This is a genomic window from Undibacterium sp. Rencai35W (genome assembly GCF_049340185.1).
Classification (GTDB): Bacteria; Pseudomonadota; Gammaproteobacteria; order Burkholderiales; family Burkholderiaceae_D; genus Undibacterium.
In genome coordinates, this window is sequence record NZ_JBMPPC010000001.1 from 345,773 (window position 1) to 367,459 (window position 21,687).

Annotated in this window: 19 protein-coding genes; 18 read left to right on the plus strand and 1 reads right to left on the minus strand. The window is 48.2% G+C overall.

The window, feature by feature from the left end:
• Position 1: 1 nt before the first annotated feature.
• The 7 genes from ACO0K3_RS01535 (at position 2) to ACO0K3_RS01565 (ending at position 8,576) form a co-directional block, all read left to right on the plus strand.
• Entirely contained in the window at positions 2–781 is a 780-nt protein-coding gene (locus ACO0K3_RS01535; RefSeq protein ID WP_422981253.1) for a type II secretion system protein N, read from the plus strand.
• 29 nt (positions 782–810) lie between these two features.
• Positions 811–2,937, plus strand: coding sequence for a type II secretion system secretin GspD (gene gspD, locus ACO0K3_RS01540; RefSeq protein ID WP_422981255.1), 2,127 nt, complete (start codon positions 811–813; stop codon positions 2,935–2,937).
• A gap of 4 nt (positions 2,938–2,941) precedes the next feature.
• Positions 2,942–4,372, plus strand: a complete 1,431-nt coding sequence (gene gspE / locus ACO0K3_RS01545) for a type II secretion system ATPase GspE (protein WP_422981257.1) — start codon at positions 2,942–2,944, stop codon at positions 4,370–4,372.
• A 6-nt stretch (positions 4,373–4,378) separates the two neighbouring features.
• Positions 4,379–5,599, plus strand: coding sequence for a type II secretion system inner membrane protein GspF (gene gspF, locus ACO0K3_RS01550; RefSeq protein ID WP_422958519.1), 1,221 nt, complete (start codon positions 4,379–4,381; stop codon positions 5,597–5,599).
• Positions 5,600–5,675: 76 nt separating this feature from the next.
• Positions 5,676–6,248 (plus strand): type II secretion system protein N, encoded by a 573-nt coding sequence (locus ACO0K3_RS01555; RefSeq protein ID WP_422981259.1) that lies wholly within the window; start codon positions 5,676–5,678, stop codon positions 6,246–6,248.
• 41 nt (positions 6,249–6,289) lie between these two features.
• Positions 6,290–7,060: a uracil-DNA glycosylase gene (locus tag ACO0K3_RS01560; protein WP_422981261.1), complete on the plus strand. Its 771-nt coding sequence runs from the start codon at positions 6,290–6,292 to the stop codon at positions 7,058–7,060.
• A 259-nt stretch (positions 7,061–7,319) separates the two neighbouring features.
• On the plus strand, positions 7,320–8,576 hold the full coding sequence (locus ACO0K3_RS01565) for an HD-GYP domain-containing protein (RefSeq protein WP_422981263.1): 1,257 nt from the start codon (positions 7,320–7,322) through the stop codon (positions 8,574–8,576).
• 267 nt (positions 8,577–8,843) lie between these two features.
• Here the strand turns inward: ACO0K3_RS01565 and ACO0K3_RS01570 are convergent, their stop codons facing one another.
• Positions 8,844–9,824: an NADPH:quinone oxidoreductase family protein gene (locus ACO0K3_RS01570; RefSeq protein ID WP_422981265.1), complete on the minus strand. Its 981-nt coding sequence runs from the start codon at positions 9,822–9,824 to the stop codon at positions 8,844–8,846.
• 108 nt (positions 9,825–9,932) lie between these two features.
• Between ACO0K3_RS01570 and surE the strand changes: the two genes are divergently transcribed.
• The 11 genes from surE (at position 9,933) to hisS (ending at position 21,685) form a co-directional block, all read left to right on the plus strand.
• On the plus strand, positions 9,933–10,682 hold the full coding sequence (gene surE, locus ACO0K3_RS01575; RefSeq protein ID WP_422981267.1) for a 5'/3'-nucleotidase SurE: 750 nt from the start codon (positions 9,933–9,935) through the stop codon (positions 10,680–10,682).
• Complete coding sequence (locus tag ACO0K3_RS01580) at positions 10,679–11,542, plus strand: protein-L-isoaspartate(D-aspartate) O-methyltransferase (protein ID WP_422981269.1); 864 nt, start codon at positions 10,679–10,681, stop codon at positions 11,540–11,542. Before surE ends, ACO0K3_RS01580 begins: the two co-directional genes overlap by 4 nt.
• A gap of 42 nt (positions 11,543–11,584) precedes the next feature.
• Positions 11,585–12,550, plus strand: a complete 966-nt coding sequence (locus tag ACO0K3_RS01585; protein WP_422982087.1) for a peptidoglycan DD-metalloendopeptidase family protein — start codon at positions 11,585–11,587, stop codon at positions 12,548–12,550.
• 93 nt (positions 12,551–12,643) lie between these two features.
• Positions 12,644–13,699 carry an RNA polymerase sigma factor RpoS gene (gene rpoS / locus ACO0K3_RS01590; RefSeq protein ID WP_422981271.1) on the plus strand — a complete coding sequence of 352 codons (1,056 nt, stop codon included), beginning with the start codon at positions 12,644–12,646 and terminating at the stop codon, positions 13,697–13,699.
• Positions 13,700–13,854: 155 nt separating this feature from the next.
• Positions 13,855–15,189 (plus strand): 23S rRNA (uracil(1939)-C(5))-methyltransferase RlmD, encoded by a 1,335-nt coding sequence (rlmD, locus tag ACO0K3_RS01595; protein WP_422958511.1) that lies wholly within the window; start codon positions 13,855–13,857, stop codon positions 15,187–15,189.
• A gap of 344 nt (positions 15,190–15,533) precedes the next feature.
• Positions 15,534–15,959 carry a nucleoside-diphosphate kinase gene (ndk, locus tag ACO0K3_RS01600; RefSeq protein WP_422956591.1) on the plus strand — a complete coding sequence of 142 codons (426 nt, stop codon included), beginning with the start codon at positions 15,534–15,536 and terminating at the stop codon, positions 15,957–15,959.
• 66 nt (positions 15,960–16,025) lie between these two features.
• Positions 16,026–17,183 (plus strand): 23S rRNA (adenine(2503)-C(2))-methyltransferase RlmN, encoded by a 1,158-nt coding sequence (gene rlmN, locus ACO0K3_RS01605; protein ID WP_422981273.1) that lies wholly within the window; start codon positions 16,026–16,028, stop codon positions 17,181–17,183.
• The gene (pilW, locus tag ACO0K3_RS01610; protein ID WP_422981275.1) at positions 17,180–17,980 is read left to right on the plus strand and encodes a type IV pilus biogenesis/stability protein PilW; all 801 of its coding nucleotides are present in this window, start codon (positions 17,180–17,182) and stop codon (positions 17,978–17,980) included. Before rlmN ends, pilW begins: the two co-directional genes overlap by 4 nt.
• Positions 17,973–19,025, plus strand: coding sequence for a helix-turn-helix domain-containing protein (locus tag ACO0K3_RS01615; RefSeq protein WP_422981277.1), 1,053 nt, complete (start codon positions 17,973–17,975; stop codon positions 19,023–19,025). Before pilW ends, ACO0K3_RS01615 begins: the two co-directional genes overlap by 8 nt.
• A 5-nt stretch (positions 19,026–19,030) precedes the next feature.
• Positions 19,031–20,299 carry a flavodoxin-dependent (E)-4-hydroxy-3-methylbut-2-enyl-diphosphate synthase gene (gene ispG, locus ACO0K3_RS01620; RefSeq protein WP_422981279.1) on the plus strand — a complete coding sequence of 423 codons (1,269 nt, stop codon included), beginning with the start codon at positions 19,031–19,033 and terminating at the stop codon, positions 20,297–20,299.
• A 24-nt stretch (positions 20,300–20,323) separates the two neighbouring features.
• Positions 20,324–21,685 carry a histidine--tRNA ligase gene (hisS, locus tag ACO0K3_RS01625; protein WP_422981281.1) on the plus strand — a complete coding sequence of 454 codons (1,362 nt, stop codon included), beginning with the start codon at positions 20,324–20,326 and terminating at the stop codon, positions 21,683–21,685.
• Positions 21,686–21,687 lie beyond the last annotated feature (2 nt).

Sequence of the window (21,687 nt, forward strand, 5' to 3'; positions counted from 1 at the left end):
AATGATGAAAATAAAAAAAATCATCTGGGTTATCGCTGCTGTTCTCAGTGTTGTATTGACGGTATTGGTGTTTTTGCCTGCGAGCTGGATGGCTTTATTGGTCGAAAAGCAAACGATGGGACGGGTTAGCCTGGGTGATGCGCAAGGTAGTTTTTGGAGGGGATCGGCATTCATCGGCGGTGCGCCGAGTGGCAATGCGCCGCTGACGCCATTGTTGCCTGGCAGATTTAGCTGGCGTATTTCTCCGCTATTGTTGTTGGGGCAGCTCGATGTTGCAGTAGAAAATCCGGCATCGCTTTCTCAGCCTGTTACTCTGTCGGGGAATTTCTCACAGTGGACTGTTAGCGGTGCAGATTTAATGATACCTCCCGAGCGTCTGGAGGGTTTAGGCGCACCGTTGAATACGATTGGTCCATCTGGACAGTTAAGGTTGTCCTGGAATAGTTTGCAATTTAATCGTCAGGGCGCGAAACTCGACGTGATAGGTGCGATGCGGCTTGAAATGAATGAAATGTCATCACGCCTCTCAGCGATTAAACCCCTGGGCAGTTATTTGCTGACATTTGACTGGAAAGGGCAGACCGCTGATCTAGCTTTGAACACCAACAAAGGACCCTTGTTACTTAGTGGTGCCGGTGGTTTGCGTGATGGACGATTTCAATTTTCTGGCAAAGCAATGGCAGAAAAAGGGCAGGAAGACAGGTTGGCAAATTTGTTGAATTTGCTTGGGCAGCGCCGTAGGGATGGCGATAAGGATGTTATAGCGTTAGAGTTCAAATGAGAAAAAATCCATTGAAAGCAAGATCTGCGATGAACGTATCAGTACAACATGGCGTGAATGTGCGCCGACTCCCCTTGGTCGCTTTGTTGAGCGCGGCTTTTCTATGCTCTGGCTCGTTTCCCGCGCATGCGCAGGATCCGGGGCAAAATACAGCGGCCCTCAATTTTGTCGGTGCTGATATTGAGTCGGTGGTCAAAGCTATCGGGCATTACACCGGTGTGACGTTTATCATCGATCCGCGGGTAAAAGGGCAGATTAATCTGGTATCAGAAAAACCTTTAACCAAGGACCAGGCGTTTAAATTGCTGACATCCAGCTTGCGTTTGCAAGGATATTCAGTAGTGACTGGCGACGGTTATTCAAAAGTTGTACCGGAGTCAGATGCTAAATTGCAGGCAGGTCCTATTCAAGCTGAGGCACTGAAAGGCGATCAGGTCGCAACGCAGATCTATCGCTTGAATTATGAATCGGCAAATAATATCGTGACGGTATTGCGGCCTCTGATTTCGCCGAATAATACGATCAATGCGAATCCGGGTAATAACTCCGTTGTCATTACCGATTATGCCGACAATATCAAGCGCCTGACTAAAATCATCAATGCGCTTGATGTACCGGCCTCTAATGATGTTGATGTTATCCCGGTCAAACACGCGATTGCCAGTGATCTGGCGGCGATGGTAGCAAAACTGACCGAGACGTCCGGTGCATCGGCAGATGCGGGAAAAGCTATTTTGCTCGCTGATCCGCGTACTAATTCGATCATGGTCAAAGCGCCTTCCAGTGCGCGCGGAAATTTGCTCAAATCTTTGATTGCCAAACTCGATCAGCCAACGACCTTGCCAGGTAATGTCCATGTCGTATACCTGAAAAATGCGGAAGCGGTAAAGCTGGCGCAGACATTGCGCTCTATCGTGACGCAAGACAGCTCTTTGCCAAGCAGTTCCACATCCAATCTGTCAGCTAATACGCCATCCACATCAGGAACAGGTATTGGCTCCACGGGCGGGCTGGCGTCATCTGCGACGACTGGTTCTGCTGCAACAGGCTTCGGTTCGAACAGTACTAGTTCAAGCGGAAGTTTATCTGCTGGAGGTGCTGGTGGATTTATTCAAGCCGATGCCGCTACCAATACTTTGATTATTACAGCAAGCGAAACGGTTTATCGTAATCTGCGTGGTGTGATCGATCAGCTGGATGCGCGCCGTGCGCAGGTCTATGTCGAGGCGCTGATTGTCGAAATTAAGGCGAATAAAGAAAATGAATTTGGCATTCAATGGTTAGGTTTGTCCGGTAATAGTAATAGCGATTACCGGGTCGGCGGCGGTACCTCATTTCAGACATCGACCACGAATAATATTGGCTCCCTGATTGCAGGTAGCGGATCAACACTCCCGGGTGCGGGATTGACTCTGGGTCTGTTTAAGCAGGTGAATGGTCAACTCGGGCTAGGCGCCTTGGCGCATGCCTTGCAATCCAACGGTAATGGCAACGTTTTGTCGATTCCTACTCTGATTACGCTGGATAATGAAGAGGCAAAAATTAGCGTTGGTCAAAACGTGCCGTTCATTACCGGACAATATGCATCGACCGGATCGACAGGCAGTAGTGGCGTCAACCCCTTTACTACCGTTGAGCGTAAAGACGTCGGCTTGGCGCTGAAAGTGAAGCCGCAGATATCTGATGGCGGTACGATCAAAATGTCGATCTATCAAGAGGTATCCAGTGTCGATAAGACCACCGTGAATGCCTCAGGTCTGATTACGAACAAGAGTGTGATTGAGTCGAATGTGCTGGTTGACGATGGACAGATCATTGCGCTTGGTGGATTGATGAAGGACTCGACAGATGATTCGAACGAGGGCGTACCTTTGCTGAGTGACATCCCTGTGCTGGGTAATTTGTTTAAATATCAGACCAAGACACGCGGCAAAACCAGTCTGATGATTTTTATCCGGCCTATCGTGATTCGCAATGCCGAGCAAAGTAATAACGTGTCCTTAGACCGCTATGACTATATGCGCGCACAAATTGCGCCGACTAAAGAAACTGACGCAGCGACTTTGTTACCCGAAATCGAAAAGGGTAAACTATTTAAAGCGCCAGCAGCAACAGCGGTCGATAAGTCCAAGGCTGACAGTAAAGAGAGTAAATAAGAGCATGCTAGAGAACCGCTTATTGCCCTACGCGTTTGCTCGAGATTTTTCTGTGCTGGCAAGTCGAGATCTGAGCAAAGAAACCTCTTCAGTAGCGCTCGCTGTGTCGACGCAGACTAAGCCTGCTGCGATTGCTGAGGTCGGGCGCCGCTTTGGCCGGATTACATTGCAGGTCATGCCGCACGAAGATTTGCTTGAGCTGATTGCCAAGGCCTACGCTGGCTCTGGCGGCGATGCTGCAGACGTGGTCGGTGAAGTCGAATCTGATCTTGATTTGGCTAAACTGATGTCTGACATGCCCGCGATCGAGGATTTGTTGGAGTCCGCAGACGACGCGCCGGTTATCCGTATGATCAATGCCTTGTTGACGCAGGCTTTGCGAGAAGGCGCTTCGGATATTCATATCGAGCCGTTTGAACAAATATCTGTTGTGCGTTTTCGAATTGACGGATCTTTGCGTGATATCGTTCGCCCGAAAAAAGGAATCCATGCATCATTGATTTCTCGTATCAAAATCATGGCGCAGCTTGATATCGCGGAAAAACGCTTGCCCCAAGACGGTCGGATTACTTTGCGTATCGGTGGTAAGCCTGTTGATGTCCGTGTTTCGACTTTGCCGACGGGGCATGGTGAACGTGCAGTATTGCGTTTGCTCGATAAAGAGGCTGGCCGGCTGGATTTAAGTAAGCTTGGTATGAGTGACGATGTGTTGCCGCAATTTGATAAATTAATCGCTCAGCCACATGGCATTGTGCTGGTAACCGGGCCAACCGGTTCAGGTAAAACCACAACATTGTATGCGGCTCTGTCGCGCATTAATGCGGGTACTACCAATATTCTGACGGTCGAAGATCCTATCGAATATGAGCTTGCCGGTGTGGGGCAGACGCAAGTAAATACGCGAATTGACATGACGTTTGCGAAAGCTTTGCGTGCGATCTTACGTCAGGATCCTGACGTGATTATGATCGGTGAGATCCGTGATTTAGAAACCGCACAAATTGCCGTTCAGGCGTCGCTGACCGGACATCTCGTGCTGGCTACGCTGCACACTAATGATTCTGCTGCTGCGGTCACGCGTTTGCTGGATATGGGGATTGAACCATTCCTGCTGTCCTCGTCTTTGCTCGGTGTCATTGCGCAGCGCTTGGTGAGAAAATTATGCGTCCACTGCAAACGATTTGACGGCAAAGTATGGCATGCCGAGGGTTGTGAACACTGTGGACATACCGGTTATCAGGGGCGGGTAGGGGTCTACGAATTGCTGCTGACGACGGAAGAAATTCGCGCTCAAATCCATCATCAGGCAGCTGAGGCCGAAATACGTACGGCTGCACAGAAAGATGGCATGAGAACGATGCGAGAAGACGGTGAGCGCTGGTTAAGTGCTGGCATTACGACGCCAGAAGAATTACTGCGTGTGACGAAAGAATAATCAACCGTGCCAGCATTCCGATACGAAGCCGTTGATCAGGACGGCACCAGCAAAAAAGGCGTAGTGAATGCCGACAGCGCACGCGCTGCACGTGCTGATTTACGCAGCCAGGGATTTTTACCTGTTTCTGTTGAAGCTCTTGCCAATCAATTAGATGCGGAAGGTAAAAAACGACGCAGCTTGTTCGGTGAGCATTTGTCCAATGTTGAACTAGCCTTGTTCACACGTCAGCTTGCCAGTTTGCTGGAAGCCGGACTTCCGCTGGAACAATCGTTTTCGGCTTTATTGGAACAAGCTGAGCGCACTTATATCCGTGATTTAATCGGCTCTATCCGATCAGAGGTCATGGCTGGAGCCGCTTTATCCGATGCCTTGAAGCAGCATCCCGATGACTTTGCCGATATTTATTGTGCTCTGGTTGCGTCGGGTGAGCAGATTGGTCATTTATCACGTGTTTTGTCGCGCCTGGCAGACTATATCGAACGTCGTAACTCCTTGGTTCAGAAAGTAAAACTGGCGTTTACTTATCCGGCAATCGTAACGGTCGTCGCTTTTTTAATCGTCATATTTTTGCTGACTTATGTCGTGCCGCAGATTGTTTCGGTGTTTGCGAATACCAAGCAAAAGCTTCCTTTGCTGACGGTGATGATGCTGGCAATTTCTGACTTTGTGCGTAATTACGGTATCTATGTCGCGATAATCATCGCTCTGGCGTTTTGGGCCTGGCGTACTGCGCTTAAAAATCCTGAGGTTAAAATGCGCTGGCATACCTGGCTTTTGACCGCACCGCTTTATGGTAAGTTTGAACGTAGCTTGAACACAGCACGCTTCGCTAATACCCTCGCGATCACTACCGGATCTGGTGTGCCGATACTCCGGGCTTTACAAACCAGTCGGGAGACTTTGTCCAACGTTGCGATGCAAGCCCAGGTTGAAGAAGCGACTGCCAGTGTGCGTGAAGGTGTGGGGCTCGCCCGTGCACTATCTGCGCACAAGCACTTTCCGCCTATGTTGATTCATATGATACGTGCTGGCGAAGTCACCGGAGAGTTGCCTGCCATGTTGGAGCGTGCATCGAATGCGCAGGAACAAGACCTAGAGCGTCGTGCACTGACAATTGCCGGTTTATTGGAACCTGCGCTGATCCTCGCAATGGGTGTCGTTGTCTTGTTGATCGTGCTTGCGGTACTGATGCCGATTATTGAAATTAACCAGTTGGTTCGATGACTGTGCAATGGCAACATCTCTGGTATGCCTGCCCTTCATCGGTGTCAGTAAATAAAGAATGAAATCAAGGAATGAAATGAAGCGTGTACCTCTTATCATCAGTTTTTTGATGTTCATTGTCGTTTGCATGTCGCTCAGTTTTTGGGGCATTCAACTATTTAAGCCAAAGGCACGTGCCGTTACAGTGCCTTCCCAAGCGGTAGCGTTTGAGCCAGGTGCGGGGCAATGGGGAAATATTTTTGGCGCCAGCCAGATTGCGCAAGCCGCCAGCAATTACCAGCTAAAAGGCGTCATCCTTGCCAGACGTCTCAACGATAGCGTTGCTATTGTGAGCGCCAATGGCAAACCTGCGCAGGCTATCGGTATCAATCAGGAACTGTTTCCAGGCATCACACTGCAAGAAGTACATGATCAATATGTTCTGATATCCGAAAATGGAATAACTAAGCGAGTTGAATTGCCACCCTCTGCGACCATCGTTTCTTCACCGTCTGCAGCGATGAATAGCCCAGCAGTTCCGCCGCCGAATCCCATCGCATTTCCGCAAAATAACCGTCAGGTTTTTAGCGGACCGAACCCCGGTATCGGAATCAGTAGTGGGGTTCCCGTGGTTAATCCCCCCGCCTCAGCTCCAGACAATCAACGCTAGGGTATTCTTTGTCATTTCCCAATTTTATTGAACAAGCGTTAATGCTTGCAGATCCTTCATGGGTGCCGATCTTACGGAGTGCCTTATCCGACTTGCAGCGCTCAGACTCTGCGTATTTGTCACAGTTAGAAAACGCTGATTTTTTACCAGAGGCTACCCGCTTATTCGCAGCGTTTGCATTGCCGATCGATCGCGTCCGTTATGTATTAATTGGTGAAGGACCGTATCCAAGAGCGGAGAGTGCAACGGGTTTTTGCTTTATGGATGGCGCCGTAGGGGATCTATGGTCTCCGGACCCGGGTGGCGGCTTATCGAAAAAAGTGAATCGTGCTACTTCTCTCCGCAATTTTATAAAAATGCTGCTGGTCGCAGACGGCTATTTAACTGAAGCGGATACCTCTATTGCGGCGATGTCTGTCGTTGCAAGGCAAGCAAAATTACCAGATGCTGATTTGATTCAGACTTTGCCTGACTTACAACAGAATTTATTGAACCAAGGATTTTTATTGCTGAACGCGACACTGGTTTTCAGGTCTGATGTCGCGCCGGCCAAAGATGCCAAAGCATGGCAACCATTCTTGCATCATATTTTGACTGCCCTCCATGAACGTCAAGCAAAATCAGAACCACAAGTGATGACAGCGGTGACTCTTGTCTTATGGGGAAAGATAGCAGAGCAGTTAAAGCAAATCCCGGTGACTGAATTGTTTTCACAGCAAATTGCAGAGCACCCGTATAACTTATCGTTTATTTGCAACAAAACGATGCAATCCTTTTTTAAACCCTTACGCTTATTGCAACGGTTGATTTAAAAGAGGCCCGTACTTCATCGAAGACTGAGAAATACAAGTCTAAAATACAAGTCTATGGATTTATTCATTATTTTACTTTTTTTCTTGCCGATTTTTATCTGAGTATTGCCCATTTATCTACCGTCTTTGAGAAATTAGAGTCCCGTCAATATGACATCAGAGATAGATCAAAGGATCTGCTTAAAATTCGTCATCCTTCATTGTTTATCGGTGATACGATAATGAATAGTCGATACAGATCAGGCAATGAAGATCAAACATGCTGAAGAAAATTGAAATAAAGCAGCTGCGAGTTGGTATGTATGTACAGGAATTATGTAGTTCCTGGATGGATACACCGTTCTGGCAAAAATCTTTCATGATTGATGATCAAAACATCTTAACCAAGGTTTTGAGCACCAAAATTAAAGAAGCCTGGATCGATACCAGCAAAGGGGTAGATGTCTATGTAGAGGCTGAGCCAGAGCCTCCGGTTCCTGCAATTCATGTGGCAGAGCCTGAAGTCGTCGCGATAGTTAAGCCTGCTCCGCCTCCTCTCAGCGAGATTCCCAGCGTTTCGATGGAAGACGAAGTCGGGCGAGCTGCGAAGATTGTGACCCGATCCAAGCAGGCTGTATTTTCGATGTTTAATGAAGCCCGCATGGGTAAGGCCATCGAAGTCGAAAACGTCCTGCCTTTGGTCGATGAAATAGCAAGCTCTGTCATGCGGAATTCTGGTGCGTTGATTGGTCTGGCGAGGTTGAAAACCAAAGACGACTACACGTATATGCACTCTATCGCTGTCTGTGCTTTGATGATTGCTTTATCCAAGCAATTGGGTCTGAGTGACGAGCAAACACGCGAAGCCGGTCTGGCCGGCCTATTGCATGACATTGGTAAGATGATGGTGGCCGATGATATTTTGAATAAACCGGGTAAGTTGACAGACGCCGAGTTCGTCTCAGTTAAACAGCATCCTGTCGCAGGTTATAAAATGTTGCTTGAAGTCGAGGGGATTAGCGACGTGGCGCTCGATGTGTGCTTGCATCACCATGAAAAGGTTGATGGCTCAGGTTATCCAGAGCGGTTAAAAGGTGAACAGATCAGCCTTTTTGCGAAGATGGGGGCGGTTTGCGACGTCTATGATGCAATCACTTCGAACCGTCCGTACAAGCAAGGTTGGTGTCCGGCAGAGTCCGTTAAAAAAATGGCGGAGTGGAGTAAGGGGCATTTTGATGAGGCGGTATTTCAGGCTTTTGTCCGAAGTATCGGCATCTTCCCGGTCGGCACTCTGGTGCGCTTAGAATCGGGCCGGCTCGGTGTTGTTGTCGAGCAGCAGACTGGTAAGTCTTTGTTGTCGCCAAAGGTGAAGGTATTTTTTTCTATTAAATCAATGGCGTATATCATGCCTGAGCTGCTTGATCTTGCAGGCCCAGGATTGCAAGATAAAATCGTAGCCCGCGAGGATGCGGTCAAGTGGGGGCTGAAGGATATTAATCGCTATTGGTTAGGGGATGCTTCAACGCCTGGTAATTGATGGCGTGATTCGATAGTGGACATGTTGGGCAGAATAAAAAAGCACCTCTTCGTGAGGTGCTTTTTTTATGGGGGATGTTGATGCCTTGTGAAGTCAGCTGAGCTAAAGTCAGCTAAGCGTGACATAGTCAAAGAACGAAATAATCAAATCGGGAGATAAGTTAACCTGACAGGCTGGCTGGTAATCTAGATCTCACTTTTGTGCTGTCCTGCTTCACTCTTGCTCCCGGTTCGCTAACTTACTAACAAACTTTAAGTTCATATGAACTTATTTTTCGGGTTGGATAACGACTTTACCTGTTACTTTGCGCGCTGATATATCGTTCAGCGCGATTGCAGTATCTTTTAATGCATAACGACCAGAGATATGCGGTTTGATTTTACCTTCGGCTAACCAGCCCATCAGTTCGCGCATTGCTGCCATATTCGCTTTGGGTTCACGTTTGGCAAATTCACCCCAAAATACGCCGACTAAAGACGCACCTTTGAGCAGCGTCAGGTTTAAAGGTAGTTTAGGAATTTCACCGTTTGCAAATCCGATCACGAGATAGCGTCCGCGCCATGCGATGGAGCGAAATGCTGGCTCTGCGTAAATGCCACCGACCGGATCGTAAATCACATCCGGACCTTTACCATCGGTGGCGGCTTTGATCGCTTCACGCAAATCTTCGGTGCTGTAATTGATGGTCAGATCTGCACCATGCTCTTTACAGATAGCCAGTTTTTCATCGGAGGAAGCTGCCGCAATAACGCGTGCACCTAATGCTTTGCCAATTTCTATCGCTGCCAGACCGACACCGCCTGCCGCGCCAAGTACCAGCATGGTTTCGCCTGCTTTGAGTTGAGCGCGATCAACAACCGCATGATGTGATGTGCCATAAGTTAGTGTGATGGCCGCAGCGGTATCAAAATCCATATCAGGAGGCATAGGCATTACAGCCTGAGCAGGGGCGATTACTTGCTGGGCAAATGCACCGTGTCCGATGAAGGCAATGACCTTGTCACCCACATTTATCTTGCTGACACCCTCACCGACGGCGCGTACAACACCAGAAAGTTCACTGCCAGGAGTGAACGGCAGCTCAGGTTTAAATTGATATTTATTCTGGATGATCAAGACGTCGGGAAAGTTAACACCGGCTGCTTTGACATCGATGACAACTTGTCCGGCACCGGCTACCAAGTCCGGTAAATCTTCTACTACCAGCGTGTCGGGTAAGCCCCAGGCTTTGCACAATACCGCTTTCATGTTTTTGTCTCCTGATTAAAATAGTACGGTCGTTTGATTTTATGATTATGCCGTAAAAAACTACTTGTTGTCTGATTTTACAAAGTTGCATCGGTTAAAATGTTCATCATGAAAATCCTGATCAGTAATGACGATGGTTACCTTGCGCCCGGCATCATTGCCCTGGCAGATGCTTTATCCTCGATCGCAGAGGTGACCGTAGTAGCGCCGGATAGTAACCGTTCTGGCAGTTCCAACGCGTTGACGCTGGATCGTCCCCTGTCTGCCTATCGTGCGGCTAATGGTTATTATTTCGTGAATGGTACGCCCTCAGATTGCGTTCATATCGCTTTGACGGCAATCATGCAGACCAGACCCGATTTGATTGTATCTGGTATCAATCAAGGACAAAACATGGGTGACGATACCTTGTACTCCGGTACCGTTGCCGCAGCGACTGAGGGGTATTTGTTTGGTATTCCTGCAATCGCGTTCTCTCAGGTGGAAAAGGGCTGGTCACATCTCGATTCTGCGGCAAGAACCGCGCGTGAGATGATAGAACAAGGTTTTCCGACTTTGAGTCAGCCGTTTTTGTTGAATGTGAATATTCCTAATCTAGATTATGCGCAGATCAAGGGAGTTAAAGCCGCTAGATTAGGAAAGCGTCATACGTCTGAACCGGTGATTAAAGCACGTGATCCACATGGCCGGGATATCTATTGGATCGGTCCGCCAGGTATGGCAAAAGATGCTGGTGAGGGAACCGATTTTTATGTGACAGGGCAGGGTTATGTATCACTGACGCCGTTGCAAATTGATTTAACCAATATGCGCCAATTGGCGCAATTGCAAAGTGAATTCGGAGCTGGCGAGATATGAATAAGGACGGCAAACGCTTCCCTCTCAGCTTGTCCTCGGTCGTTGATGCGCCAGGTAAAGCCACAAGCCGGCCGGTACATTCTCCAAAGACGGCAACGCAGCAAACGGCAATGCAAAACGCGATGACGCATGGGCCTGTAAAAAAACAATTTGCCACTGGTCAGCCGATGTCTGACGGTAACATCAGTCAGAATAAAATCACACTCGAATCATCTCGTGGCAGTCCGTTGGTATCGGATGCGGTGCGGCGTGCGATGGTCGCCCGGGTGGCGCAGCAGGGCGTCAAGGATCAGCTTGTGTTATCCGCGTTGGATGCAATACCAAGACATCTCTTTGTGCAGTCAGGGTTGGCTAGCCAGGCTTATATTGATGCCTCACTTCCTATCGGCCATCATCAGACTATTTCACAACCGTATATTGTCGCCCGAATGACAGAGATTATGCGTGATGGTGGCACTCTACACCGTGTGCTGGAAATTGGTACGGGCTGCGGATATCAGGCTGCCGTATTATCGCTGGTGGCAAAAGAGGTGTTTTCTATCGAGCGCATAAAAGCTCTGCATGAGCTGGCGAAAAACAATTTGCGACCGATGCGGATTGCGAATATTCGCTTGCATTACGGCGATGGCATGCTCGGATTGCCTCAGGTCGCGCCGTTTGACGGTATCATTATGGCTGCAGCAGGAATGGAAGTGCCCAAAGCGCTGCTGGAGCAACTGACAATAGGTGGACGTTTAATTGCTCCTGTCGGTGGGGCCAAGCAAGTTCTGCAATTAATTCAACGTACGGCGAAAAATGAGTGGAAAAGTTCTGTACTGGAACACTGTCATTTCGTCCCTTTGCACCAAGGCGTGATCTGATCTCGAAGCGCGCATGTTTAATCAAGTGAATTAGTAATGAGTATGAAGAAATTAAAATTAGCCGCAGGATCAATTTTGCTGGCATTGGTCAGTGCCTGTAGCACGACGCCAAATAATGCCCCGGTGGTCGAGCGTGGCACTGATAACAGCAATCCCGATACCTTAAAAGGATCGGCAACGACTTCGACTAAACCGGTTGCTAAGCCGGTAGATACCCGCAATACTTACATCGTTAAAAAAGGCGACACTTTATTTCGTATCGCCTTGGATCACGGTCAAAGTTACAGCGATATCGTGACCTGGAATAATCTTAAAAATCCGAATGACATCAAGGTTGATCAGGTACTACGCGTAGCGCCTCCTGATGGTAGTGCCACAGTACAGACCGCTGCCGTCATTGCGAGCCCTGGCGTGGAGGTCCGACCTTTATCATCGGTGAATCCGTCAACGAATAAAACCTCTCCGCGTGGCGATAAACGACCTTATTCCGAAGCGACGCTGGCCGATATGCAAAAATCAGATGCGCCAAATGCGTCCCTTGCTTCTGTCGTTCCGCCAGCCCTTGCCAATGCTCCAAAAACCGAAGTGACGACTCCATCTAAACCGGCTGACGTGATTCCAGTACCTGTCGATGGTGAGGCGGTTGACTGGATGTGGCCTGCAGATGGTAAGGTCATTGCGGGCTATGACGAGGCTAAAAATAAGGGCTTGGATATTTCGGGTAAATTGGGACAGGATGTCTTGGCCGCAGGTGCCGGTAAGGTCATGTATGCAGGTAGCGGGATACGCGGTTATGGTAATCTTGTTATCATCAAGCACACCAGCACCTTGCTTTCGGCTTATGCGCACAACAAAGCGATTTTAGTTAAAGAAGGTCAGGCGATTAATAAAGGGCAAAAAATCGCAGAAATGGGAAATTCAGATAGTGATGCGGTCAAGCTGCATTTTGAAATTCGTCAACAAGGTAAGCCGGTTGATCCTTCAAAATTTTTGCCACGTCAGCAGTAAGAGTGAGTGATATCAACACCTGTCGATCAACATAGTTCCGGTGAGTCTGCTAACCATCATTAAAATAGGATAAGTCGTTTTATTAACTCAACTATGCCGAAAACTTCCTCCAAGCATCAACTGCAATCGACTGAAATAGATGAAGATCAGGAGCGCCGCGTTGATGTGGCGACTGAGCAGTTGGCTGTACCCTCAGACTTCTCTGAAGACGAGGGTGACGAAGTTCAGGATAATCAGGATGGACAAAGCGATAATCCTGTTTCATTAATCGTCGCACCGATTGATGAATTAAAAACGGTACTAGCTGCGGAATTATCCACTGATACGACGCAACATTATCTGAATCAGATCGGTACGCGACCACTGTTTGCAGTCGCAGAAGAGCTGCATTATGCGACCTTGGCGAAGCAGGGAAATTTTGAAGCTCGTCAAAAAATGATTGAGCATAATTTGCGTCTGGTTGTCTCGATCGCCAAACACTACATCAATCGCGGAGTGGCTCTGCTCGACATGATCGAGGAGGGTAATCTCGGTCTGATGCATGCCATCGATAAGTTTGAGCCTGAGCGTGGCTTCCGTTTTTCTACTTATGCCACCTGGTGGATACGCCAGAGCATTGAGCGCGCTATCATGAACCAGGCGCGAACTATTCGTTTGCCGGTGCATATGGTCCGCGAACTGAATCAAATTCTTCGTGCAAAATATCATCTTGAGTCACAGCAGCATGATGGTCGTGATGCCGCACTGGAGGATATTGCGCATCTGGTAGACCGCCCGATTGATGAGGTGCAAGATATTCTGGCGCTATCAGAACACGCAACCTCACTTGATACGCCGCTCGATAATGATCCGCAGTCTAGCCTGATGGATATGTTGCCTGGCGACAGTGAAGATACACCTGATATTCGCGCAGAGCATCACGAAATGACGATTCTGGTACGTGACTGGCTGTCTAAATTGCCGGATAAGCAAAGAATTGTGATTGTGCGCCGTTTTGGTCTGGATAACGATGATCCAGCTACTCTGGAAACCTTGGCCGATGAAATGGGTATTACCCGTGAGCGTGTGCGCCAGATTCAGCAAGAGGCGCTGATTAAGCTGAAGCGCTCATTTGCCTCGCGTGGCGTAGGCAGGGATGCTTTGTTGTAGTTGCGACTCCGTTTGGCAGCCTGTTTTTTTTGCCTGCGAAGGGTCTTGACGCAAATTCTCTGCATCAATTGCGGGTGACCAGTCAGATTCTCTTATAATCCCGCTTTCTGAATATTTCCTAATCTGCATGGCATGTATGTCATGTATTGTTCAATATGAAAACAATTAATATCCGCTCCCTTGATATGGACGCCCGCGGCGTTGGCCATATTGAAAATGAAGACGGCAGTCCTGGTAAAGTTGTCTTTGTCGAGGGAGCTTTGCCAGGCGAAGAAGTGGGCTTTCAAACTTTCAGGAAAAAGCCAAGCTGGGAAGCCGCAACGATGACGCAACTGGTGCACGAATCTTCACAAAGGGTGAAGCCTAAATGTGCCTACTTCGGTCTGTGTGGCGGTTGCTCTATGCAGCATCTGGATGCCAGTGCGCAGGTTGCAATGAAGCAGCGGGTGCTGGAGGACAATCTCTGGCATCTCGGTAAGGTTAAGGCAGATACCATGTTGCGCCCAATTTATGGCCCCACCTGGGGATATCGTTACCGTGCTCGTTTGTCGGTGCGTAATGTGCAGAAAAAAGGTACCGTGCTGGTCGGTTTTCACGAGAAAAAATCCCGTTACGTCGCCAATATGGAAACTTGCGAAATACTACCGCCGCATGTCTCCGCAATGTTGATGCCGCTGCGCGCCCTGGTCGCAAGTTTGTCTATTGTTGATGAGTTACCGCAAATTGAACTTGGTATCGGCGAGGGCGTGACTGCGATGGTCTTGCGCATCATGGCACCTTTGAGTGCTGACGATGAGGTGAAATTACGGGTGTTTGCAGATCAATATGCTGTTCAGTGGTGGTTGCAGACAAAAGGTCCGGAGACCGCAACGCCGTTTTATCCCGAGCAAAGCGAATTGCATTATCTATTGCCAGAGTTTGGTATCAAGATGCCGTTTAAACCGACCGATTTTACGCAGGTCAACCACCATATCAACCGCGTACTGGTCGAGCGCGCCTTGCGTATGCTGGATGTTCAGGCAGATGAGCGGATTGCGGATTTGTTCTGCGGTCTGGGTAATTTCACTTTACCCATTGCGACGATGGCGAAAGAGGTTGTGGGTATTGAGGGGAGTGATACCTTGACTGAGCGCGCGCAAGAAAATGCGCTGGCGAACGGATTGCATAAATCAACCTCATTCAGCACGCGGAATTTATTTGAAATTACGGCGCAAGATTTTGTTGCTCTAGGTAAATTTGACCGCTTCCTGGTCGATCCACCTCGCGACGGCGCGATGGCGGTATGTCAGGCTTTGATTGATTTGGGTGATATTGCTCCAGAGCTGAAGCCTAAGCGTATCGTCTACGTCTCATGCAGTCCGTCTACTTTGGCAAGAGATGCTGGCATGTTAGTCAGTCAGGCGGGCTATAGACTGAGCTTTGCGGGCGTCGTTAATATGTTTCCGCATACCTCTCATGTGGAATCGATGGCAGTTTTTGACTTAATTTGATTTCGCTATATTGTTTATACTGAGGGGGTGTATATTTTTAATGTGCCCGGTTATAGTGCGCATTTAGTATATATTTTAAGCATACTCCCTCCATTTTTGAAAAAACGGATGCATTTCGACTCTTTTTATAAGCGTTTAGCTGAATTCGTTAACATTGCTTAGCTTGTATCCAGACATCTTTTGCATGAAAGACTTGCAATTCATGTCAATAAAGAAAATAATTCTCAACGGTAATAGCTTTCATTGACAACTTACCTAGCTATTGCTGTTTCGTGATAAAATCTAAGGTTAGATGAATTCTTGAAATTTTGTCTTAACCCTTTCATTTTATTGGAGTTTTTTAGATGGCTATCGAACGCACATTGTCTATTATTAAGCCTGACGCAGTTGCAAAAAATGTGATTGGTCAAATTGTCAGCCGTTTTGAAGCAGCTGGTTTGAAAGTAGTTGCCGCTCGCCTGACACAGTTGTCACGTGCTGAAGCAGAAGGTTTCTACGCAGTTCACGCAGCTCGCCCATTTTTCAAGGATCTGGTTGATTTCATGATCTCCGGTCCAGTTTTTGTGCAAGCGTTGGAAGGCGAAGGCGCGATTTTGAAAAATCGTGATCTGATGGGCGCAACTGATCCTAAGAAGGCAGAAAAAGGCACAATCCGTGCTGATTTCGCTGAATCCATCGACGCAAATGCAGTACACGGTTCCGACGCAGCTGAAACAGCGGCTGTCGAAATCGCTTACTTCTTCCCTGCGTTGAACGTGTACTCACGTTAATCGTTTTATTGTAACGTCGCCTTGTATTTGCCTGATTGCAGAGGCAAGGCGTGAAAGAAGATGTATATGACGGCACTCACCAATTTGTTGGATCTGGATCCTGCTCAACTTATCGCTTACTGCGGTGAGTTGGGTGAGAAGCCGTTTCGTGCGAAACAATTGCAGCGCTGGATACACCAGTTTGGTGCCAGCAATTTTGAAGAGATGAGCGATCTCGCTAAGTCTCTCCGTGAAAAACTATCAACACGTGCTTTTATTGCCGCTCCCGCCATTATCAGCGACCATACCTCAACGGATGGGACGCGTAAGTGGTTGTTGGATGTGGGACAGGGCAACGCGGTTGAAACCGTATTTATTCCAGAAGAAAATCGCGGTACTTTATGTATTTCTACCCAGGCTGGTTGTGCGGTGAATTGCCGCTTTTGTTCTACTGGTAAACAGGGCTTTAATCGTAATTTGAGCGTGGGTGAAATTATTGGCCAGTTATGGATGGCTGAGTTTTTGCTGCGTCAGACCAAAGGTGTTCCGCCCGGGCCCAAGGGTGAGCGTCAGATCACTAATGTTGTCATGATGGGAATGGGTGAGCCTCTGTTGAATTTTGAGCCGACTGTCACGGCTCTGCGTTTGATGCTGGATGATAATGCTTATGGCTTGTCACGTCGCCGTGTTACGTTGTCGACTAGTGGCGTAGTGCCCATGATTGATAAGTTGTCTCAAGAGTGTGCCGTGGCTTTGGCGGTGTCTCTGCATGCGTCGAATGATGCCCTGCGTGACAGCTTGATTCCTTTAAATAAAAAACATCCTTTGCAAGAATTGATGGCCGCATGCAAACGTTACCTGGAATTCGCGCCGCGTGATTTCATTACCTTTGAGTATTGCATGCTGGATGGTGTTAATGATACGGATCAGCATGCGCGCGAATTGCTGCAGCTGGTTAAAAATGTGCCTTGCAAGTTTAATTTGATTCCGTTTAATCCTTTCCCAGAGTCTGGCCTGAAGCGCTCGGCTAATCCACGTATCAAGGCATTTGCTCAGGTGCTGATGGATGCAGGTCTGGTGACGACAATACGTAAAACGCGCGGTGATGACATTGATGCTGCATGCGGGCAGTTGGCAGGTGAAGTGCAGGATAGGACGCGTGTGCAGGAGCGCATGCAAAAAATGGCGGAATACCAAACCAAGTTCGGTAAAAATTTTGGCAAGATCGTGGAGATCACTCAGTGAAAATTTTTAGATTGCACTACCGTGTTTTATCTGGCGTGTTGTTGGCGCTGATTTTGTCCGCATGTGCAAGCAAAAAGCTTGAGGGATCATCGCAAGAATCGACGCCTAGCCTTGAAAAGGCGGAGCTGCAGAAGCGAGCAGCAATTCGTATGCAATTGGCAATTGGCTATTATCAGCAAGGTCAACAAAAGGTCGCACTGGACGAGATTCGCCAGGCTTTGCTGGTTGAGCCGGACTTGGTGGATGCCTATAGCGTCAGAGCACTTATTTTTATGGATATGGGCGAAAAGCAATTGGCTGAAGATAATTTTCAGCATGCATTAAAGCTGGCGCCGAATAATTCAGACATCGCAAATAACTACGGTTGGTTTCTATGTAATAACGGCCATGAAAAGCAGGCGATGCCGTATTTTGAACGTGTCATTCTAGACTCTAGCTATCCTACTCCTGCCAAGGCGTTGAACAATGCCGGGGTTTGTAGTTTGCGTTTGAAGGATCTGGTCGCGGCTGAAAAATATTTCTTAATGGGTTTTCGTGCAGACCCGGCTAGCTTGACGATCAATGCCAATTTGTCCAAGGTGTACTACGACAGAGGCGAATATGAGAAGGCGAAATTTTATGTTAATCGTGTTCTGAAGGATGAAGTCTATGCGGCTGACGTCTTGTGGCTTGCAATTAAAGTAGAAAATAAACTCGGTGATCAGTCTGCTGTCAGCGGCCTTGGCACGCAATTGCGTCGACGTCATCCGAACTCTAAAGAATATTTATTATTCCAGCGCGGGGCTTTTGATGAGTGATGCAGGGTTGAATTTGTCAGTGGAACAATTGAATACCTCTGCGGTTACCGAAGATTCCGAACAAAAAAATCACGCCGCCCCACAAACTGCGGGTGCGATGCTCACTGTAGCAAGATCGCAAAAAGACTGGACTGTTCAGCAAGTCGCTGAGCAATTGAAACTGTCTGCGCGTCAGATTATCGCTCTGGAGGCAAATCAGTTCGATGCTTTGCCTAAAATGGTGATTGTGCGTGGGTTTATCCGCTCCTATGCTAAGTTGCTGAAGATTGATGCTGAGCCGATACTCGCGAAATTACCTCAGGAGTCGGCTGCTGTTGCCGAATTTCCTCATTTGCGACCTGCATTGACTACCCCTTTCCTTGAGTCTAAATTGCCTTTGATGGGGCGCCAGGATCCGACGAATAGTAAATATATTTGGGGCGCGGTTGTATTGGCTATATTGGCGGCGGGTTTTTTTGCCGTTCAAAAACTTGAGCACAATGGCTTAATGCAAAAATTGTTATCTCATCAACTAGTTTCTGCGCCTGAAACTGTGGCCTCAAATGTTTCTGATTCGGCAGAATTGATGGCAGCCTCACCTGTTCCGGCAATTCGCGTCAATTCTGAAAAGAACACAGAAGTGGCTGCTAGTACTGTGGATAAAGAACCTGAAGTGTCCAGGCCAGCACCTGTGTCTGAGCAGGTTGCCAGCAATCCTGCAGTAGTTCCGCAGACGCTTGCCCAAGCGACGCCTTTGGTTGTTTCTACAGCCAGCCAACCTGCATTGCCTGCGTCAGTCGCGAATAATTCTGCCGCACTGGAGCAGTCTGCAAATCTGATGAAATTTAAATTCCGTCAGGATTCGTGGATACAAATTAAGCGTGAAAATGGCACGGTCGTCACATCGCATCTTGCTAAAGCGGGTACGGAAGAGAGCTTTGATGTAAAAGAAGCTTTGCAGATCAAAATTGGCAATGCCGCCGGCGTTGACGGTACATTGCGCGGAACGTCTTTGAATATTGCTGCGACTAAAGAAAGCAATGTTATTAATTTGAATGTGAAGTAAATAGTATGACGGCCTCTTTCCCTGGTATCTCATCTGGTCCTTTGTCTCGTCGTGTCAGTCGTGCTGCGAAAATTGTGTATGGCGCTCGTGAAGTCGTGATCGGCGGCACTGCGCCTGTGGTGGTGCAGTCCATGACGAATACGGACACCGCTGATGTGATTGCTACAGCGATTCAAATTAAAGAACTTGCAAGAGCCGGTTCGGAGCTAGTGCGTATCACTGTCAATAATCCAGATGCTGCAGCCGCTGTACCAGCGATACGTGCGCAATTAGACAAAATGGAAATCGACGTGCCACTGGTGGGTGATTTTCACTACAACGGTCATACGCTCCTGAAAGACTTTCCTGAGTGCGCTAGAGCCTTATCCAAATACAGAATTAATCCGGGTAATGTCGGGCAGGGTGCCAAGAGGGATACACAATTTGCGCAGATGATAGAAATGGCCTGTTTCTATGATAAGCCCGTCCGGATTGGTGTTAATTGGGGTAGCCTGGATCAGGCTCTACTGGCGCGCATCATGGATGAAAACGCGCAACGTGCCGACCCATGGAGCGCCCAAACTGTGATGTATGAGGCCTTAATTACCTCGGCAATCGAAAACGCACAACGTGCAGAAGAGCTGGGTCTTGCGGGCGATAAAATTATTTTGTCTTGCAAAGTATCTGGCGTGCAAGATCTTGTCGCAGTGTACCGAGAGTTGTCTAAGCGCTGCGATTATCCTTTGCATCTGGGTCTAACTGAGGCCGGCATGGGAAGTAAGGGGATTGTCGCTTCAACCGCTGCATTGTCGGTTTTGATGCAAGAGGGTATTGGCGACACAATACGAATTTCTCTGACACCTGAGCCAGGCGGTGATCGTTGCAAAGAGGTGATTGTCGGGCAGGAAATTTTGCAGACAATGGGCCTGCGTAAATTTACCCCTATGGTGATCGCATGCCCTGGTTGTGGTCGCACGACATCAACCGTTTTCCAAGAACTCGCAGATAGCATACAAACCTTTTTACGTGATCAGATGCCCGTCTGGAAGAAGCAATATCCGGGCGTTGAGAATATGAACGTTGCTGTAATGGGATGTATCGTCAACGGTCCCGGCGAGTCCAAGCACGCAAATATTGGTATTAGTTTGCCAGGCACAGGCGAGTCGCCAGCGGCGCCAGTATTTATTGACGGTGCTAAGGCGATGACCTTACGTGGTGAACGTATTTCAGAAGAATTTCAGGCGATTGTGCTGGATTACGTAAAAAATAATTACACGTCAAAGACGGTGCTTTGAAAAATATTAATTAGGCAGTGAAGAATGTCAGAGAATAAAAAACCAGAAAAAATTGTCGGCGTTAAGGGAATGAATGACCTCTTGCCGACCGATGCTCCGCTGTGGGAGTTGTTTGAAAACACAGTGCAATCGGTATTGAAAAGTTATGGCTTCCAGCAAATACGTACGCCTATCGTTGAGTCGACAGCATTGTTTGCACGCGGACTTGGTGAGGTAACAGATATCGTCGAAAAAGAAATGTATTCATTTGAAGATGCAATGAATGGCGATAAGTTAACATTGCGTCCCGAGAATACTGCAGGCGTGGTGCGTGCCGCACTAGAGCATAACCTGACTTACGAGGGTCCGAAACGGTTGTGGTACAACGGCCCGATGTTTCGCCACGAAAAACCGCAACGCGGACGCTATCGTCAATTTCATCAAGTGGGTGCTGAGGCTTTAGGTTTTAGTGGTCCGGATATCGATGCTGAACTCATTATGATGTGTCAGCGCCTCTGGGATGATCTCGGTTTGCAAAATGTCCGTCTTGAACTTAATTCAATCGGTGATGCCCAAGAGCGTAATCTTCATCGCGCCGCACTGATCGCGTATTTCGAGACAAACAAGGAATTGCTGGATGCCGAAGCCTTGCGTCGCCTGCATAGCAACCCTTTACGTATTCTTGATACCAAAAATCCGGCAATGCAGGACATGGTAAATGCGGCACCAAAATTGTTGGATTATCTGGGTGCTGAATCGTTGGCGCATTTTGAGGGCGTGCAAACAATCTTGCGCGATAACAGTATTCCTTTCACGATTAACACGCGATTAGTGCGTGGAATGGATTATTACAACCGGACGGTTTTCGAGTGGGTAACTGATCAGCTGGGATCGCAAGGTACGGTTTGCGCAGGCGGTAGGTATGACTCATTATTCGGTATTTTCGGTGGTAAGCCTACACCTGCATGCGGCTTTGCGATGGGTATCGAACGCTTGCTTGAATTGATGAAAGAATCCGGCGAAGCTCATGCGCCCGCACAATGTGACGTTTATCTTGTGCATCAGGGAATTGCAGCTCAGGCGCAATCTTTTGTTTTGGGAGAGCGTTTGCGCGATGCGGGCTTAGATGTTGTGTTACATTGCGCAACGGCGAGCGGAGTAGGTAGTTTTAAATCGCAAATGAAGAAGGCTGACGCCAGTGGTGCTGCTTATGCTGTCATCATTGGAGAAGATGAAGCCTCCGCAAATACGATTGTCGTGAAAGCAATGCGCTCCAGCGATATGGAAAATAATCAAGTCAGTGTGCCGTTTGACACGGCAGTCGATTATTTAGTTGATCAAATTACAGGTGTTGACGATGCAGATCATTGCTGCGACGACCCGACACATATTCATATTCATCACTAGAC

What these genes read in the sequence shown, in the direction of transcription:
- surE (WP_422981267.1), top strand. Translation starts at nt 9,933, where the DNA reads ATGAAAATCCTGATCAGTAATGACGATGGTTACCTTGCGCCCGGCATC.
- ACO0K3_RS01580 (WP_422981269.1), top strand. Translation starts at nt 10,679, where the DNA reads ATGAATAAGGACGGCAAACGCTTCCCTCTCAGCTTGTCCTCGGTCGTT.
- ACO0K3_RS01560 (WP_422981261.1), top strand. Translation starts at nt 6,290, where the DNA reads ATGCTTGCAGATCCTTCATGGGTGCCGATCTTACGGAGTGCCTTATCC.
- ACO0K3_RS01615 (WP_422981277.1), top strand. Translation starts at nt 17,973, where the DNA reads ATGAGTGATGCAGGGTTGAATTTGTCAGTGGAACAATTGAATACCTCT.
- ACO0K3_RS01565 (WP_422981263.1), top strand. Translation starts at nt 7,320, where the DNA reads ATGCTGAAGAAAATTGAAATAAAGCAGCTGCGAGTTGGTATGTATGTA.
- gspD (WP_422981255.1), top strand. Translation starts at nt 811, where the DNA reads ATGAACGTATCAGTACAACATGGCGTGAATGTGCGCCGACTCCCCTTG.
- ACO0K3_RS01555 (WP_422981259.1), top strand. Translation starts at nt 5,676, where the DNA reads ATGAAGCGTGTACCTCTTATCATCAGTTTTTTGATGTTCATTGTCGTT.
- ACO0K3_RS01535 (WP_422981253.1), top strand. Translation starts at nt 2, where the DNA reads ATGATGAAAATAAAAAAAATCATCTGGGTTATCGCTGCTGTTCTCAGT.
- gspE (WP_422981257.1), top strand. Translation starts at nt 2,942, where the DNA reads ATGCTAGAGAACCGCTTATTGCCCTACGCGTTTGCTCGAGATTTTTCT.
- ispG (WP_422981279.1), top strand. Translation starts at nt 19,031, where the DNA reads ATGACGGCCTCTTTCCCTGGTATCTCATCTGGTCCTTTGTCTCGTCGT.
- rlmD (WP_422958511.1), top strand. Translation starts at nt 13,855, where the DNA reads ATGAAAACAATTAATATCCGCTCCCTTGATATGGACGCCCGCGGCGTT.
- rpoS (WP_422981271.1), top strand. Translation starts at nt 12,644, where the DNA reads ATGCCGAAAACTTCCTCCAAGCATCAACTGCAATCGACTGAAATAGAT.
- rlmN (WP_422981273.1), top strand. Translation starts at nt 16,026, where the DNA reads ATGACGGCACTCACCAATTTGTTGGATCTGGATCCTGCTCAACTTATC.
- ACO0K3_RS01585 (WP_422982087.1), top strand. Translation starts at nt 11,585, where the DNA reads ATGAAGAAATTAAAATTAGCCGCAGGATCAATTTTGCTGGCATTGGTC.
- ACO0K3_RS01570 (WP_422981265.1), bottom strand. Translation starts at nt 9,824, where the DNA reads ATGAAAGCGGTATTGTGCAAAGCCTGGGGCTTACCCGACACGCTGGTA.
- ndk (WP_422956591.1), top strand. Translation starts at nt 15,534, where the DNA reads ATGGCTATCGAACGCACATTGTCTATTATTAAGCCTGACGCAGTTGCA.
- hisS (WP_422981281.1), top strand. Translation starts at nt 20,324, where the DNA reads ATGTCAGAGAATAAAAAACCAGAAAAAATTGTCGGCGTTAAGGGAATG.